Here is a 14,669-nt window from a genome sequence, read left to right on the forward strand (position 1 = left end):
TCGGTCAAGGTTGCTCCAAGGCGGCAATGATCTCGGCGCGTAGCGCGGATCGTTCGGGATGGTCGGTTCGGGGCTGGCCCACCTCGATGAGGGCGCGCAACGGCTGCCCGGCACGACCGAGCACAGCGACCCGGTCACCGAGGATCAGTGCCTCGTCGACGTCGTGAGTGACGAACACGATCGTCGTCGGGTGCGCTTTCCAGGTGTCGATCAGCAACCGCTGCATGGCTGCCCGGGTCTGGGTGTCCAGCGCGGCAAATGGCTCGTCCATCATCACCGCGCGGGGTGCGCCCGCCAGGCCTCGGGCGAGCTGGACCCGCTGCCGCATTCCGCCGGAGAGGTTCTTCGGCAGGAAATCGGCGAACCCGGACAGGCCGACTTCGGCGATCCAGCGATCGGCCCGCTCGCGACGGTTGGCTTTCGGCTCACCCCGCAACTGCAGGGCGAGTTCGATGTTGGACCGCACCGTGCGCCACGGCAGCAGGGCGCTGTCCTGGAACACCATGCCGCGGTCACGGGAGGTGGTGGTGACCGGTTCGCCGTCGGCCAGCACCCGGCCGCCGTCGGGCCGCAGCAGCCCGGTGAGCGCACGCAGCACCGTGGACTTACCGCATCCCGAGGGGCCGGTCAGCACCAGGATCTCGCCGGGCTTTACCGTGAGGCTCAGATTCTCGATTACCGGGGAACCCGTGTAGGACAACGTGATTCCGTCGAGCTCCAGCTGCAGTCCCGTGCCGGCAAGGGTTGTGGTCATCGCACGCTCTCCTCACCGCGTGGCAGCCAACGGGTGGCCCGACGGCCGATCAGCTCGACCGCGGCGGCGGTCAGGAAGCCGAGCACACCGATCGTGATGATGCCGACGAAAACGTCGGGGTAGTTCAGCACCGTGTAGGCCTGCCAGGTGCGGTAGCCCACACCCAGGCGGCCCGAGATCATCTCGGCCGAGATCACACAGATCCAGGCCACGCCCATGCCGACCGAGAGCCCGCCGAACAGTCCCGGCAGGATGCCGGGCAGCACCACCTGGCGGAGGACGTCGAGCCGACCACCCCCCAGCGTGCGGACCGAGTCCTCCCAGATGGTTGGAAGCGCACGCACCGCATGCCGGACGCTGACCATGATCGGGAAGTAGGCCGCGAGGAACGTGATGAAGACGATCCCCGCCTCGTCGCTGGGAAACAACAGGATGGCCACGGGCACAATGGCGATCGCCGGGATCGGCCGGGCCAGCTCCGTGAGCGGACCGAAGATGTCGGCGAACAAGGCAGTGCGCCCCAGCAGGATTCCGGTGATCACCCCGACCACCGCGGCGATTCCGAATCCGGTGAGGATCCGGATCAGCGACTGGCCGAGGTCCAGCCAGTACTCCGGAGTGCCGAACCGGTTCACCAGGGCGGCGGTGATTTCGGTGACCGTGGGCAGCGTGTCGAACCGTAGCCCGAACCGCACGTCGTTGGCCGTCAACAGCTGCCACAGCACGATGGCGCTCACCACCGACGTCAGGCGGATCAGGCGATGCCGCCAGACTGAGGGCGTGCGGCGGGCGCTTCGGGCTTCCGGCGCGGCCGGCGGGTCGCTGACCGCGGCCGGAGCGGCATCGGTGGTGGTCACACCGCACCTGCCAACGCTTGCCGGTAATCGACGATGGCCGTGCCGGGATGCGCTGCGGTATAACGTTCGGCGCCTGCCTGGGTACCGAACGGCAGGTATCCTTCGGCGCCCGACTCCGGCAGGCGCACCCACACCGCCTTGTCGGCGAACCATCGCGTACCGAGTTCGGCGTCAGAGATGTAGGCGGCGCGGACTTTCTTGCCCTCACCCTCTGCCTGCCGAATCGCCTTGAGCAGGCAGACCGGCGTCGCGGCCGCGGTGGTGGCATCAGACCCGTCGAGCCACAGTTCGCCTGCGGTGGCGGGATTGTCGACAGCGGTGTGGCACACCGGGTCGGTGCCGCTCAACGCCGAGGGGTTGACGTTCGACCCCAGCGCCTTGTCGTAGTCCTGACCACGCGTCGCGAACGCCGCCCGCAACGGTGCATCCTGCACGAAACCGGTCACGTCGAGGTCGGCGAAGTTGTCGATCGACTTCAGGTAGGGCACATCGCCTTTGAGTGCGTCGACCAGCGACGGCTTGAGTGTGGTGTCGAACGAGGTTCCGCCCGGCCCGTTGTACAGGTAGACGACCTCCTGCGGCAGCCCACTGCCCTCGGCCACGAGGCGGGCCGCCTCCAACGGCTTGGTGTTGAGGAAGTCTGTGGCATCCAGTTGTGCCTGCAGGAACGCGTCGAGCACTTCGGGATGGTCGGCCGCGTACGCCCGGCGCACCACCACTCCGTGCAGGGTCGGGTAGTTCAACTCGGCTCCGTCGTAGAGCAGTTTGGCCTTGCCCTGTTGGACCAACAGCCCGGGCCAGGCGACGAACTGTGAGAGTGCCTGAACCTGACCCGATTCCAGCGAGGAGGCGCCGACCTGCGGCTGCTGGTTGAGCACCTCCACACCGGTCTTGGCGTCGACGCCGGCCTTGCCGAGCGCCTGCACCAACATGCCGTGGCCGGCGGATCCGACGCTGGCCGAGACCTTCTTGCCGGCCAGATCGGTCAACGACTTTGCCGGTGAATCCGGCGCCACCACAACCATGTTCAGCGCACCCTTCGGGTTGTACCCGGTGACCGAGACGATCTCGGTCTTGGCGCGTTCGTTGGCCTGCGTCTTGGACCCGTTGATGAGCATCGGGTAGTCACCCATGGACCCGATGTCGATCTTCTCGGCGACCATCTGCGCGGTGATCGGCGCTCCGGTGTCGTAGTCCTGCCACGTCACGTTGTACTTGGTGCCGGTGCGGGTGGTGATGTCGGCCAAGCGGCGCTCCAGGTATCCCTGGGCGCGCAACAACGTTCCGGCGGTCACCGTGTTGATGGTCTTGGACTGGTAGCCGACGACGACGTCGACGGTATCGGCCGATTTCGTCGCCGAGTCCAGGGAGCAACCAGCGGTCGCGAGCGTGAGACCGGCGGTGAGGGCGATCAGGGCTGTTTTCACATCGGGTCCTCTAGCGGATGAGATAGGGCATGTTGACGGTGACGGCGCCGGTGGGACAGCGAGCCGCGCAGGGCCCGCAGTACCAGCACTCGTCGACGTGCATGAAGGCCTTACCGTTCTCGGGATTGATGGCCAGCGAATCCAGCGGACACACGTCGACGCACAGTGTGCAGCCCTCGATACACAGGGATTCGTCGATGGTCACCGGGACATCGGCTCGCTGATTGACCAGTGTCATGCGTCTCTCCTAACAAGGTTGCCTCGCATGGTGATTCGGTCACCACGCATCCTGATGTACTCCAGGTCGACGGGCGTGCCGTCATCCAGACTGGTCAGCCGTTCCGACATCAACAGGGCTGATCCGGCGGGCACCTGCAACATCGCGGCCGTGTGCGCGTCAGCCGAAACCGCTTCCAGGGCAAGGCTTGCCCCGCCCAGCCGGCGCCTGCTGACCCGTTCGATGAGCGCGAAGATGTCGTTGCTCTCCAGCGGATGGTCGATCACCTGCTCACCGATCTCAGGAGCCAGGTAGGTCAGATCCAGCGACACCGGCAGATCGGCGAGGTAGCGCAGGCGCTCGATGAACACGACCTGCGCACCGGGCTCGAGCGCCAGCTTGCGGGCCACCGCAGGCGGGGCCGACAGCCGCTGAACGGCCCTCACTTCGTTGCGGACGTCGCCGTAGTCCTTGAACGTTTCCTTCAGCCCCACCAACGCGTCGAGGCCGTGGTCGTATTTTCTGGCCGCCACGTGCGTGCCGACCTTGGTGCCGCGGTCGATCAGACCTTCGTTCTTGAGGACGGCCAGGGCTTCACGGATGGTGTTGCGGGAAACGAAGAACTCGGCAGCCAAGTCCGCCTCGGACGGCAGCGCCCGGTCGTAGGTGCCTTCGTAGATCTGGTGGCGCAGAACGTCGGCCACCTGGCGGGCTTGATCAGCACGCGCACGACGACTCGGCAGCGATATGGGATGGGCTTCGGGCTGCGACGACACGCACTCACGGTAAGCGGCGATTTCAGGGTGTCGCAGTGCGGCGAATCTGCCGTTTACGCAGGTTAACTGATTGCGCCGCTTGCCGACGTTCGGTACCTGGCGAAACTGCCGTCGCGGCTCTCATTGCGCCACCTCGGCCGTGCGGAGAATTTACAAATCGCGATGATCGAAACGTCGTTTGGGCAGGCTCGGGGCCGCCGGCGGGCCGGCTCAAAAAACTTTGGCCACTTTGGCCACATCGGTCCCAAACAGCGAATTCTTGTCGGTCAATCGAACTAGTGTTCGATACATGAAGGTCGGGTTGGCGCAGAACCGGGGCGCGGCACAGACCGCGTTGGCCGACCACCTGGCCGCGACCACGACGCTCCTCGATGTCGATTTCACCGGGTTCGACACTGCGGAGTTACTGGCTATCCAGTCCGAGCGCGAGCGGCAGGCCCGCGCGCAGGCGACGGTCGATCACCGCATCCAGTCGGCGCTGACGGCTCGGACCAGTCCACGCGAGATCGGCGGAAAGTCATGGACTGACGTCCTTGCCACCCGGATGCGGATCAGCCGCAAGGAAGCCTCGCGCCGAGTGGCCGCGGCCGCAGATCTCGGGCCCCGATATGGCCTCACCGGCGAGGTGTTGGAGCCCACGCTGCCTGCATGCGCGGAGGCGCTTCGGTCAGGGTCGATCAACACCGAACACATCACGATCATCCGCCACACGGTGGCGGAAGCGGAAAAGTACGTCGGCCCAACCGAACTCGCCTCCATCGAGTCGGACCTGGTGGCCGCGGCGACCCGCGACACTCCCGAAACCCTCAAGGCCGCTGCCGACAAACTTCTGTACCTGCTGAACCAGGACGGCGATAGTCCCGATGTCGCAGCACACCTGCGTGGGCTGCGTATCGGCAAACAAGATGCCGACGGACTGGTGCACGTGCAGGGCTGGCTGGACCCCGAGACTGCGTCGTATCTGACCACCGTCACCGGCGTGTGGGGCGCACCGGGCATCAACAACCCCAATGACCCACAACCGGTCCACAACCCGACACCCAACCCACTGGACATTCCAGATGCCCCCGATGCCGAGGCCGCTGACGTTGAAGCCGAGCCCGAAGCGGCTGCCGCCGGCACCACCGCCACATCGCCAGACCAGCATGCTCAGCAAGAGCAGCAGGCCGCCGCCGACCGCGACACGCGAACCCAGGCGCAACGCAACCATGACGCACTCAAAGCCGCGCTGCGCGAACTACTGATGTCCAAACGGCTGGGCCAGCACGGTGGCCTCCCGGTCACCGTGGTCGTCTCCACCACCCTGGCCGAACTGGAAGCCGGAGCCGGCATCGCCGTCACCGGGGCGGGCATCCGGATGCCGATGACAGACCTCCTCCGGCTGGCATCGCACAGCTACCACTACCTCGTCGTCTACGACCACCACACCGCCGAACCGCTCTACATGGCCCGCACCAAACGATTGGCCACGAAAGCGCAGCGGCTCCTGCTCTACAACCGAGACCGCGGATGTACCCGCCCAGGTTGCACCGCACCGGCAGACTACTGCGAGGCGCACCATGCCAAAGCCGACTGGCGACACGGCGGACGCACCGACGCCCCCGCCCTCGCCCTGAGCTGCGGTCCTGACAACCGCCTCGTCGGACTGGGCTGGACCACCAGCGTCGACCCCGACACCGGCCGCATCCACTGGCATCCACCGCCGCTGATGGACACCGGCCAAGACACCCTCAACCACCACTTCCACCCCGAAGAACTATTGATACCCCCGGACGAAGCCGCTGACGGGTAGAACCGGCCCGCTTATCGCAACCACGCTGACGCACAAAGTGATTGAGTCCGCGGCTCGTCCCTCGCCGCTAGATCGTCGTCCGGCTGGGCCTGACTTGCCGCACTCCTCAGCGCAGCTCGTCCCTCGCCGCTAGATCGTCGTCCGGCTGGGCCTGACTTGCCGCACTCCTCAGCGCAGCTCGTCCCTCGCCGCTAGATCGTCGTCCGGCTGACTGTCACCGGGATTCCGTTGAGCGCACCATTGCCGGACGGCTCGTCGATGAAGTCCGGCAACGACAGGATGTTGGTGTTCACCCCGGGTGCGGCGTTGGCGACGCCGAGTCGGGTACCGGGCTGGCCGTGTCCCCAGCCGTGCGGCATGGACACCACACCGGGTTTGATCGTGTCGGTCACCTCCACGGGCACCACGATCTTGCCTGCGGTCGACGCCACTTCTGCGGCGTCGCCGTCAGAGATACCGCGCTCGGCGGCATCGCGGCTGTGTATCAGCAGGGTGCACCGGTCTCGGCCCTTCATCAGCGAGCCGACGTTGTGCAACCAGGAGTTGTTGGAGCGCAGATGTCGCCGGCTGACCAGCACCAGATCGTCGGAGGCGCGATCCAGTCGCTCGGCCAACCGGGGCAGGTCGTCGAGCAGGTATTGCGGTGCAATCCGGATCTTCTTGTCAGAGGTGCCGAGCACCTCGGGCACCCGGGGCACCATCGGGCCGAAGTTGATTCCGTCCGGATGGGACTTGAGCTTCTCCAATGTCAGGCCGTCCGGGTTCTCGCCGTACCGGTCGCCGAACGCGGCGGTCCGCAGCGTCAGATCGAGCATGCGTTCCGGCCCGCCGTGGTCGTAATGCTTACGGATCTCGGCGCCGTCGAGCCCCTGGGTGAAGCACAGGTAGTCGAACCAACCGTCGTCGAGCGCGGCGACGTCGACGTCCTCGGCCGCAGTGCCGGTGCACAACCCGGTCAGCCGGATCAGGATCTCCCATTCCTCGGGAGCATCTGGGTCTTCGCGATGGAACACGGGCGGCGAGTAGCGCGCGAAGCTGTTGATCGCCGCTCCCAGCAGCAGATCGGCGGAATGGGGCTGCTCCAGCGCCGAGGCACCGGGCAGGATCACATCGGCGTGCTTGGTGGTCTCGTTGAGCCACAGATCCACCGAGATCATCGCGTCGAGCTGCGGCAGCGCCTCGTCGAGCTTGTCGCCGCCCGGAGTGGACAGCACCGGGTTTCCGGCGACCGTGATCAGCGCCTTGAGTTGCCCCTCGCCGGGAGTGACGATCTCTTCGAGCATGCACGACACCGGGACCTGGCCCATCACCTCTTTGGCTCCACGCACACGAGTGCGGTAGCGGCCGAAGTTCGGTGCCCCGTCCTCCAGGCCCGGGATCGGCTGACTGGTGACGGTCCAGGCGGTCGGGGTGGCGAACATGGAGCCGCCGGGAGTGTCGAAGTGGCCGGTGACGATGTTGACCACATCCACCAGCCAGCTGGCCAGGCTGCCGAACTCCTGGTTGCAGGTACCGATCCGGCCGTAGACCACTGCGCGCGGTGTGCCCGCCAGTTCACGGGCCAGACCTCGAATCCGCTCTGCATCGATACCTGTTGCGGCAGAGACTTTTTCGGGTGACCATTCGGCCACCACCTGTTGCAGCGTCGACACCCCGTCGAGGTGGCGCTCCAGGTCGCCGAGGTTGACCAGGTCTTCGTCGAACACGGTGTGGACGATCCCGAGCAGCAGTGCCGCATCGGTGCCGGGCGTGATCGGCAGCCACTCGTCGGCCTTGGCGGCGGTGGCGGTGCGCACCGGGTCGATGACGATCACCTTGCCGCGCTTGCGGATACCGCCGATGATGCCCATCACGTCAGGCGCGGCCAGCAACGAACCCTGTGACGCCGCGGGATTGGCGCCCATCACCACCAGCAGATCGGTGCGCTGGATGTCGGGGGTCGGGAATGCCCACCAACTGCCGTACATCAGGTGCGACGAAAGATTCTTCGGCCACTGGTCGATGGTCCCGGGCGAGTAGGTGATCGGCATCCCGGACAGGCCGAGCAGGACAGCCGAATAGCGCGACAGTGAGAACGAGTGTGCCAGTGGGTTGCCGGTGTATGCCGCGACCGCGCCGATGCCGTACTTCTCGATGACGGGCGCGAGCAGTTCGGTGCAGCGGCGGAACGCGGTGTCCCAGTCGACCTCGTGCCACTGGCCGTCGATCTTGATCATGGGCCGGCGGATCCGGTCCGGGTCGTCGTGCAGCGCGGCCAGCGACGCGCCTTTCGGGCAGATGTGCCCCGCGCTCCACTCGTCGGACTTGTTGGGCCGGACGCTCGCCACCAAACCGGCGGAGACCTGAATCTCCAAGCCGCACATTGCCTCACACAGCGGGCAGGCGTGGAGATGCAGGCCGTCCTCGCCGATATCCGCGATACTTCCCGGCTCATGTCCCATCAGCGGCCTCCGATGTTGTTACGTGTGACCACACACGTAACAACATCGTGGCACCGAACGACCCCGGTATCCCGTTGTTCGGGACAGCTACTACTGCTCGGGGCGATCCTGAGCCGCGCCCTGCACGGCCGCGGCGGCAGCGCGGATCTGCGGGGTCACCAGCATCACCTGGCCCAGAACGCCATTGACGAAGCCGGGTGACTCATCGGTGGACAGCTCTTTGGCGAGCTCGACGGCTTCGTCGACGGCCACCGGCTCGGGAACGTCCTCGGCATGCAGCAGCTCCCAGACGGCCACCCGCAGGATGGCCCGGTCCACGGCGGGAAGTCGCTCCAACGTCCATCCCTGCAGATGCGCCGAGATGAGATCGTCGATGTGGGCGGAGTGCTCGGTGACGCCGCGCGCCACCGACACCGTGTAGGGGTTGAGCGGGGTGACGTCGGGCTGATCCTCGGCCAGCGCGGCACGGCCGTCGGCCACCGCCTCCGGCGTCAGACCGCGGGCCTCGGCCTCGAACAGCAGGTCGACGGCGCGCTTGCGGGCCTGGTGACGGCCCCGGTCGCCACGGCGATCAGGCATGCTCAGCCATTCACGCGGCCGAGGTAGCTGCCGTCGCGGGTGTCGACCTTCAGCTTGTCGCCGGTGTTGATGAACAACGGAACCTGGATCTCGGCACCGGTCTCCATGGTGGCGGGCTTGGTGCCGGCGCTCGAGCGGTCACCCTGCAGGCCCGGCTCGGTGTGAGACACCTCGAGCTCGACGGACACCGGCAGTTCCAGGTACAGCGGAACACCGTCGTGGAAGGCGATCTGCACCGGCAGACTCTCCAGCAGGAAGTCGGCCAACCGGCCGACCAGCGCCTCGGACAGCGGATGCTGGTTGAAGTCTTCGGAATCCATGAAGACGAAGTCGCTGCCGTCGCGGTACAGGTAGGTGGCGTCGCGCCGGTCCACGGTGGCCGTCTCCACCTTCACGCCGGCGTTGTAGGTCTTGTCGACGACCTTGCCGGACACCACGTTCTTCAGCTTCGTCCGCACGAAGGCCGGACCCTTGCCCGGTTTGACGTGCTGGAATTCGACGATCTGCCACAGCTGTCCGTCGATCTGCAGGACGAGCCCGTTCTTGAAGTCGGCAGTCGATGCCATGAGGGTGTAGCTCCTAAGCTTTTGTCACAAAATGGCCAGTTCCTTGGGGAACCGGGTAAGCAGGTCGGGTGCCGACTCTCCGACGACCAGGGTGTCCTCGATCCGGACACCGCCGCGATCGGGCAAGTAGACACCAGGCTCAACGGTGACCGCAGAGCCAGCAAGCAGTGTACCGGCGGCAGCGGCATTGATTCCCGGCGCTTCGTGGATCTGCAGCCCGACACCGTGTCCGAGTCCGTGGCCGAAGTTGTCGCCGTACCCGGCATCGGCGATGACCTGGCGTGATGCGGCGTCCACCGCGCTCAGCGACACTCCGGGGGCCAACGCGTCGCACCCCGCCTGCTGCGCGGTGGCCACCAGCCCATAGATGTCGCGCTGCCAGTCGGCCGCCGGGCCCAGCACGAACGTGCGCGTCATATCGGAGTGGTAGCCGGCGACGAGCGCACCGAAATCGATCTTCACGAAGTCACCCGCGGCCAGCACCGCATCCGTGGGCCGGTGGTGCGGGATGGCGGAATTCGCGCCCACCGCCACGATCGTCTCGAACGACGGGCCATCGGCGCCGTGATCGAGCATCAGGGCCTCCAGCTCGTTTCGAACCTCGCGCTCGGTGCGGCCGGGACGCAGGCCACCACGCTCAAGCAGGTCCATCAGCGCCGCGTCGGCGGCCTCGCAGGCCAACCGCAGCATCGCGATCTCCCCCGCGTCCTTGACCTCACGCAGCGCCTCGACCGTGCCCGCCGCGCGGATCCACTCGACCGTGTCGCCGGCAGCCTTCTTCAGCGCCGCATAGGCGTCCACGGTCACCACATGGCTCTCGAAACCCAACCGCAGGGCACCGGCGCGGGCGGCGCGCCCGGCCAGATGCGACCCGCATGCCCGCTCGATGACCACTTCGGCGTCCGGAGACTGCTGCGCGGCCTGCGTGCGGTAGCGCCCATCGGTGGCCAGCACCGGCACGACATCCTCGGCGAGGATCAGCAGGGCCGCGTTCGACCCGGTGAATCCGGACAGATAACGCACGTTGACCAGGTCAGTTACCAACATCGCGTCCAGACCCCGCTCGGCCAGTCGACGCCGCAGTCGGTCCCTGCGCTGGGAAATAGTCACGGTCTGTGACGCTACTCGCTACAGTGTGCCCCCATGAGCAAGTGGTTACTGCGCGGAGTGGTGTTCGCAACAGCGATGGTCATCGTGCGCTTACTGCAAGGAGCACTGATCAACGCCTCGCCGGGTAATGCCACCTGGTTCAGCCTGGGCCTGGTCACGTTGTTCGGAATCGGCGTGCTGATCTGGGGCCTTCTCGACGGCCAGAGCGACGCGCGCGCCAATCCGGATCCGGATCGTCGTGCCGACATGGCGATGACCTGGCTGATCGCCGGCCTGTTCGCCGGCGTCGTCAGCGGCGCCGTGGCGTGGTTCATCGGGCTCTTCTACAAGAGCCTCTACACCGACGCGCTGCTCAACGAGGTGACCACGTTCGCGGCGTTCACCGCCCTGCTGACGTTCCTGCTCGGCGTGGCAGGCGTGACGGTGGGCCGCTGGCTGGTGGACCGCAAGGCTCCCCCGCAGCCCCGCCAACGTCACCACGGCCTGGCCGCAGAAGACCGCGCCGACACCGATGTGTTCGCCGCCGTGAGCGCCAACGGCGCCACCGAGAGCACCGACGACACCACCCAGGCCATCGAGTACCCCGAGCAGCCCAAGCAGTAGCCGGTCCGCTGCCCACAAGGGCAGAACGAGAATTCAGTCGCGAGTGGCGCGGGCGATCAGGCCCGCGCCACTTCTGCGTATGCGGCCGCCAACAGTGACGGATCCGGGCCTTCCAGCCGGCCCGGCTTGGCGAGCCCGTCGAGCACGACGAACCGCAGCACTCCCGAGCGGTTCTTCTTGTCGCCCGCCATGTAGTCCATCAGCTGGGGCAGGGCGTCGCCGTCGTAGTTGACAGGCAAACCGAGTGCACTCAGCACCGAGCGGTGCCGCTCGGCGGTCTTGTCGTCGAGACGGCCGGCCAACCGGCCCAATTCGGCCGCGAACACCAATCCGACCGACACGGCGGCGCCGTGGCGCCACTTGTACCGCTCGCGGCGCTCGATGGCGTGTGCGAGGGTATGGCCGTAGTTGAGGATCTCGCGCAACTGCGATTCGCGCTCGTCCGCAGCAACCACCTCGGCCTTGACCGTGATGGCCCGACGGATCAGTTCGGGCAGGACGGTTCCGGAGGGATCCAGGGCCGCTTCCGGATCGGCCTCGATCAGATCGAGGATCACCGGGTCGGCGATGAAACCGGCCTTCACGATCTCCGCCATACCGGCGATGATCTCGTTGCGCGGCAAGGTCTCCAGCGTTGCGAGGTCCACGAGGACCGCTGCCGGCTGATGGAACGCACCGACGAGGTTCTTGCCGGCGTCGGTGTTGATCCCGGTCTTGCCACCCACCGCCGCGTCGACCATGCCGAGCAGCGTGGTGGGTACGTGCACGATGTCGACACCGCGCAGCCAGGTGGCCGCAGCAAAGCCCGCGACGTCGGTGGCCGCTCCCCCACCGAGGCTGACGACGGCGTCCTTGCGGCCAATACCGATGCGCCCCAGCACTTCCCAGATGTAGCCGACGACGGGCAGCTCCTTGCCCGCCTCGGCATCCGGAATCTCGATGCGGTGGGCATCAATTCCCTTGTCTGCCAGGTGTTGCCGGACAGCTTCGGCGGTCTGGGTCAGCACGGGCTGGTGCAGGATCGCCACCTTGTGACGGCCCTCGAGCGTGTTTCCCAACTCGCCGAGCAAGCCGGTTCCGATGATGACCGGGTAGGGCCGGTCCACCAGTACCTCGACGATTACCGGGTCAGTCATCATGTCGCTCCGCGTTGCGAGCGGCCAGGGCCGCGGGGGTGGGTATGGCTGCAGATTCAGTATTGGAAGAAGTGGACGGGGTCTTACCGCCCGTGGCCTCGGAACCCGACGAGGACTGCGAGGAAGCCGCACCACGCCGCCACGGCGGCCGACGCCGGCGCCGCTTGGTGGTCCGTGCCGAGGGTTGGGACTGTTTCTGGGGCTGCGGGTTTTCCAGTCGCGTGACAATGGTGCGCACGACCGCGCCGGGATTGCGACGGTTGGTGTTGATCCGCATGGTCGCGACGCGACGGTAGAGCGGCACCCGCTCGGACATCAGGGCGCGGTACTTCTCGGCCCGGTCGGGCCCGGCCAGCAGGGGACGGACGGTGGAACCACCGGTTCGGCGGACCCCCTCGGCGGCGCTGATCTCTAGGTACACGACGGTGTGCCCGGCAAGGGCCGCTCGCACTCCCGCGGTGGTCACGGCGCCGCCGCCCAGAGACAGCACACCGTCGTGGGTGGCCAGCGCCGAGCGGATGACCTCTTCCTCGATGCGGCGAAACTCTGCCTCGCCGTCGGTGGCGAAGATGTCGGCGATCGTGCGGCCGGTGGTCTCCTCGATTGCGGCGTCGGTGTCGAGCATCGTGAGGTTCAGCGCCTTGGCCAGCCGGCGGCCGATCGTCGACTTGCCCGAACCTGGCAGGCCGATCAGTACCGCCTTGGGGGCCATCAGCCCAGGGCCTGCGCCGCCGGCTCGCGCTCGGCGACGGCCCGCAGGTAGGCGTCGATGTTGGCGCGGGTCTCGGTCAGCGAGTCCCCACCGAACTTCTCCAGCACGGCGCGGGCCACCACCAGCGCGACCATGGTCTCCACCACCACACCGGCGGCCGGTACCGCGCACACGTCGGAACGCTGGTGGATGGCGACGGCCTCTTCACCGGTGGCCATGTCGACGGTGGCCAGTGCCCGCGGGACGGTCGAGATCGGCTTCATCGCGGCGCGGACCCGCAGCGCCTGGCCGTTGGTCATGCCGCCTTCCAGACCTCCGGCCCGGTTGGTCGAGCGCAAGACCCCGTCGGGGCCGGGGTACATCTCGTCGTGGGCAACGCTGCCTCGCCGGCGCGCGGTCTCGAAGCCGTCGCCGATCTCCACGCCCTTGATCGCCTGGATGCCCATGACTGCGGCGGCCAGTTGGCTGTCGAGTCGGTTGTCACCACTGGTGAACGAGCCCAACCCGATCGGCAGACCCGCGACGACGACCTCGACGACGCCGCCGAGGGTGTCACCGTCCTTCTTGGCGTCCTCGATCTCGGCGATCATCGCGGCCTCGGCGTCCTTGTCGAAGGCCCGGACCGGGCTGTCGTCGATCGCCTCCAGGTCGGAGAACTGCGGCGGAGGTCCGTCGTAGGGCTTTGACGCGCCGATGGAGATGACGTGCGAGACGACCTCCACGCCGAGCGCAGCTCGCAGGAAGGCACGGGCCACGGTGCCGGCCGCCACGCGCGCCGCAGTCTCGCGGGCGCTGGCGCGTTCCAGCACGGGGCGGGCATCGTCGAAGCCGTACTTGAGCATGCCCGCGTAGTCGGCATGGCCCGGTCGCGGACGGGTCAGCGGGGCATTGCGCGCTGCACCTTCTGCGGCAAGCTCGGCTTCATCGACCGGGTCCGGAGACATCACCATCTCCCACTTGGGCCATTCGGTGTTGCCGATCTCGATGGCGATCGGCCCGCCCAGGGTGGTGCCGTGACGCACCCCGGCCAGCATGGTGACCTGATCCTTTTCGAACTTCATCCGGGCGCCCCGGCCGTAGCCGAGTCGACGACGCTTGAGCTGCGCCCCGATCTCCTCTGAGGTGATGGGCACGCCGGCAACCATCCCTTCGAGCATGGCCACCAGGGCGCGGCCGTGGGATTCACCAGCTGTGGTCCATCGCAACACGGCTGTCATTCTCCCACGTCGGGGTTTGCCTCCCGAAATCCGTGGTCACTCGTGACACGACCTACCGCTGTTGCGGCTGCTGCGATCCGTTTTGGTGCCGGCCGTACTGGTACCACCACTGTGCGTAGGCCTGCGCCTGTTCGACTTCCTTGCGCAGGGTGGACCGCGCACCCGCGTTGCTCAGCAACGAGAGCCAGTTCATGAACAGGATCGACAGGAAGCTCCACCAACCCAGGACGAGATTGTGCCGCTGGGCGCTGGTCAACGCGGCCTCGCACTGTTCGGCGGTTCCGGTCACCACGCGGGTCTGGTTGAACCACAAGACCAGCAGACCGGTGTGCCGAGTCGTCTCCACTCGGAACACCGGGACCGTGGGCGGCGGCGGATACTGCGGCGCGGCCTGCTGCCAGTGTGGTTGTGACACGCGAACCCCCCGGGACGACTGATTAGCGGTGATGAGCGTAACCACGAAATTCTCGGGTCATTCGCAC

At 67.0% G+C, this 14,669-nt stretch carries 14 protein-coding genes and 1 pseudogene; 2 read left to right on the plus strand and 13 right to left on the minus strand.

Annotation, left to right across the window (positions count from 1 at the left end; translation table 11 throughout):
* Window positions 1–4: 4 nt before the first annotated feature.
* The 5 genes from AC4ELS_RS23750 to AC4ELS_RS23770 are packed head-to-tail and all read right to left on the minus strand — an operon-like array spanning window position 5 to window position 4,031.
* On the minus strand, window positions 5–754 hold the full coding sequence (locus tag AC4ELS_RS23750; protein WP_064880446.1) for an ABC transporter ATP-binding protein: 750 nt from the start codon (window positions 752–754) through the stop codon (window positions 5–7).
* Window positions 751–1,611, minus strand: coding sequence for an ABC transporter permease (locus tag AC4ELS_RS23755; protein WP_064880448.1), 861 nt, complete (start codon window positions 1,609–1,611; stop codon window positions 751–753). Before AC4ELS_RS23755 ends, AC4ELS_RS23750 begins: the two co-directional genes overlap by 4 nt.
* Window positions 1,608–3,038, minus strand: a complete 1,431-nt coding sequence (locus AC4ELS_RS23760; RefSeq protein ID WP_499049564.1) for an ABC transporter substrate-binding protein — start codon at window positions 3,036–3,038, stop codon at window positions 1,608–1,610. Before AC4ELS_RS23760 ends, AC4ELS_RS23755 begins: the two co-directional genes overlap by 4 nt.
* A gap of 10 nt (window positions 3,039–3,048) precedes the next feature.
* Window positions 3,049–3,276, minus strand: a complete 228-nt coding sequence (locus AC4ELS_RS23765) for a 4Fe-4S dicluster domain-containing protein (RefSeq protein ID WP_003880761.1) — start codon at window positions 3,274–3,276, stop codon at window positions 3,049–3,051.
* On the minus strand, window positions 3,273–4,031 hold the full coding sequence (locus AC4ELS_RS23770; protein WP_448446580.1) for a GntR family transcriptional regulator: 759 nt from the start codon (window positions 4,029–4,031) through the stop codon (window positions 3,273–3,275). The genes AC4ELS_RS23765 and AC4ELS_RS23770 overlap by 4 nt, the downstream gene beginning before the upstream one ends.
* A 289-nt stretch (window positions 4,032–4,320) precedes the next feature.
* Here AC4ELS_RS23770 and AC4ELS_RS23775 point away from each other — a divergent pair, with 289 nt between their 5' ends.
* Window positions 4,321–5,823: an HNH endonuclease signature motif containing protein gene (locus AC4ELS_RS23775; protein ID WP_448446578.1), complete on the plus strand. Its 1,503-nt coding sequence runs from the start codon at window positions 4,321–4,323 to the stop codon at window positions 5,821–5,823.
* Window positions 5,824–6,014: 191 nt separating this feature from the next.
* On the opposite strand, the gene AC4ELS_RS23780 is transcribed toward AC4ELS_RS23775, so the two are convergent.
* The 4 genes from AC4ELS_RS23780 to AC4ELS_RS23795 form a co-directional block, all read right to left on the minus strand.
* Complete coding sequence (locus AC4ELS_RS23780; RefSeq protein ID WP_499049566.1) at window positions 6,015–8,264, minus strand: molybdopterin-dependent oxidoreductase; 2,250 nt, start codon at window positions 8,262–8,264, stop codon at window positions 6,015–6,017.
* 90 nt (window positions 8,265–8,354) lie between these two features.
* Window positions 8,355–8,843 carry a transcription antitermination factor NusB gene (gene nusB / locus AC4ELS_RS23785; protein WP_064880455.1) on the minus strand — a complete coding sequence of 163 codons (489 nt, stop codon included), beginning with the start codon at window positions 8,841–8,843 and terminating at the stop codon, window positions 8,355–8,357.
* A 2-nt stretch (window positions 8,844–8,845) separates the two neighbouring features.
* Window positions 8,846–9,409, minus strand: a complete 564-nt coding sequence (gene efp / locus AC4ELS_RS23790; protein ID WP_029107488.1) for an elongation factor P — start codon at window positions 9,407–9,409, stop codon at window positions 8,846–8,848.
* Window positions 9,410–9,433: 24 nt separating this feature from the next.
* Entirely contained in the window at window positions 9,434–10,519 is a 1,086-nt protein-coding gene (locus AC4ELS_RS23795) for an aminopeptidase P family protein (protein ID WP_064880457.1), read from the minus strand.
* A gap of 33 nt (window positions 10,520–10,552) precedes the next feature.
* Here AC4ELS_RS23795 and AC4ELS_RS23800 point away from each other — a divergent pair, with 33 nt between their 5' ends.
* The gene (locus tag AC4ELS_RS23800) at window positions 10,553–11,122 is read left to right on the plus strand and encodes a B-4DMT family transporter (protein WP_064880459.1); all 570 of its coding nucleotides are present in this window, start codon (window positions 10,553–10,555) and stop codon (window positions 11,120–11,122) included.
* A gap of 56 nt (window positions 11,123–11,178) precedes the next feature.
* Here AC4ELS_RS23800 and aroB read toward each other — a convergent pair whose 3' ends face one another.
* From aroB to AC4ELS_RS23820, 4 genes and pseudogenes are all read right to left on the minus strand, one after another.
* A complete protein-coding gene (gene aroB / locus AC4ELS_RS23805) occupies window positions 11,179–12,258 on the minus strand; it encodes a 3-dehydroquinate synthase (protein WP_463792262.1) in 1,080 nt (359 codons plus the stop codon).
* Window positions 12,259–12,451: 193 nt separating this feature from the next.
* A pseudogene (locus AC4ELS_RS23810) lies at window positions 12,452–12,970 on the minus strand (shikimate kinase); the annotation flags it as partial.
* Complete coding sequence (aroC, locus tag AC4ELS_RS23815; RefSeq protein ID WP_064960770.1) at window positions 12,970–14,178, minus strand: chorismate synthase; 1,209 nt, start codon at window positions 14,176–14,178, stop codon at window positions 12,970–12,972. The pseudogene AC4ELS_RS23810 and the gene aroC, both read right to left, overlap by 1 nt.
* Window positions 14,179–14,239: 61 nt before the next feature.
* The gene (locus tag AC4ELS_RS23820) at window positions 14,240–14,602 is read right to left on the minus strand and encodes a hypothetical protein (RefSeq protein ID WP_064887066.1); all 363 of its coding nucleotides are present in this window, start codon (window positions 14,600–14,602) and stop codon (window positions 14,240–14,242) included.
* Window positions 14,603–14,669: the final 67 nt, after the last annotated feature.

This window comes from Mycobacterium shunyiense, from assembly GCF_058270035.1.

Bases quoted from the DNA above. Each gene is read 5' to 3' on its own strand.
- aroB (WP_463792262.1), bottom strand. From the start codon at position 12,258: ATGACTGACCCGGTAATCGTCGAGGTACTGGTGGACCGGCCCTACCCG.
- AC4ELS_RS23780 (WP_499049566.1), bottom strand. From the start codon at position 8,264: ATGGGACATGAGCCGGGAAGTATCGCGGATATCGGCGAGGACGGCCTG.
- nusB (WP_064880455.1), bottom strand. From the start codon at position 8,843: ATGCCTGATCGCCGTGGCGACCGGGGCCGTCACCAGGCCCGCAAGCGC.
- AC4ELS_RS23765 (WP_003880761.1), bottom strand. From the start codon at position 3,276: ATGACACTGGTCAATCAGCGAGCCGATGTCCCGGTGACCATCGACGAA.
- AC4ELS_RS23750 (WP_064880446.1), bottom strand. From the start codon at position 754: ATGACCACAACCCTTGCCGGCACGGGACTGCAGCTGGAGCTCGACGGA.
- AC4ELS_RS23800 (WP_064880459.1), top strand. From the start codon at position 10,553: ATGAGCAAGTGGTTACTGCGCGGAGTGGTGTTCGCAACAGCGATGGTC.
- efp (WP_029107488.1), bottom strand. From the start codon at position 9,409: ATGGCATCGACTGCCGACTTCAAGAACGGGCTCGTCCTGCAGATCGAC.
- AC4ELS_RS23775 (WP_448446578.1), top strand. From the start codon at position 4,321: ATGAAGGTCGGGTTGGCGCAGAACCGGGGCGCGGCACAGACCGCGTTG.